Source organism: Candidatus Hakubella thermalkaliphila, from assembly GCF_013281975.1.
GTDB classification, from domain to species: domain Bacteria; phylum Actinomycetota; class Humimicrobiia; order Hakubellales; family Hakubellaceae; genus Hakubella; species Hakubella thermalkaliphila.
This window is the reverse complement of record NZ_BLRZ01000291.1, coordinates 1-1,082: the sequence shown is the minus strand read 5'-3', so window position 1 is coordinate 1,082 and position 1,082 is coordinate 1. Positions and strand designations below refer to the sequence as shown.

General features: G+C 52.5%; 2 protein-coding genes. Both read left to right on the top strand.

Going from position 1 to position 1,082, the window contains the following annotated elements; translation table 11 throughout:
- Positions 1-501: nucleotidyltransferase domain-containing protein (locus tag HW443_RS11665; protein WP_176236323.1), on the top strand; the 501-nt coding region annotated here is incomplete at its 5' end.
- Between the two features lie 117 nt (positions 502-618).
- Positions 619-1,071, top strand: coding sequence for an ATP-binding cassette domain-containing protein (locus HW443_RS11660; RefSeq protein WP_176236322.1), 453 nt, complete (start codon positions 619-621; stop codon positions 1,069-1,071).
- Positions 1,072-1,082 lie beyond the last annotated feature (11 nt).

The following is a 1,082-nucleotide window of genomic DNA, read 5'->3' as shown; positions in this document are numbered from 1 at the left end:
CTGCGCAAAATATACACCCGACTGAATAACAGCAATGTGAATTGGGTGGTCACAGGAAGTCTCGGCTTTGCGCTCCAGGGTGTGCCTGTTGAACCCAATGATATTGACATTCAAACCGACGAAGCGGGAGCTTATGAGATTGAGCGCCTCTTTTCCAAGTTTGTGATTAGGAAAGTCACTTTCTCTTCTGCAGAAAGGATTTGTTCACATTTTGGCGTATTGATGATTAACGGAATCAAAGTGGAGATTATGGGAGACATTCAGAAGCGGTTGGGTGGTGAAGTGTGGGATTCGCCTGTGGATTTGGAGCGTCATAAGCGGATCGTAGAGGTTGAGGAAATGCAAGTGTCTGTCCTGTCTCTAGAGTACGAGTATCAGGCGTATCTGAAGTTGGGTAGGATAGACAAGGCAGAGATGTTGAGGAAGTGGTTACATGGTGAGCATGATTCTTCGGGCGCCACATCGTCTAGCATTCATACTGGTTCGCGAGGCCGCCTCTAATGATTATCACAGCATTTACGCTCCATTTCGTTTCGGGGCCTGGCTCACATTCGCCTCCGCTCCGGCGAAGGTCGTAAATGCTCACACGTTAGCCGAAGCAACAGAAGGAGAAAGATTGTGCCCTCTTCTGTAATTGAGATCAATGGGCTGGTCAAGAAGTACGGCGACCGGGTGACGGTCCAGGACGTTGGCTTTTCCGTCCTGGAGGGGGAAATCTTCGGCCTGCTGGAACCCAACGGGGCGGGGAAGACCACCATCCTCTCTATCCTGGCCACATTGCTGTCCCCCGATGAGGGACAGGTGACCATCGCCGGCCACGATCTGACTCGAGAGGCCGACCAGATCAAGCCTCTCATCGGTTTCGTCCCGCAGGAACTGGCCCTTTACTCCACCCTCAGTGCCTGGGACAATCTGGTTTTCTTTGGACGCATCTACGGCCTAAAGGGGGCCGGTCCTCCGAGAGCACATCGAGGCGGTGCTGACCCTGGTGGGACTACTAGACAAGCTGGACTACTGGAAGTACTCAAACCAGAAGCAGAGGTGGTTAGCCAGTGCCCTTCTGGACATTGAGCCTAGATTGA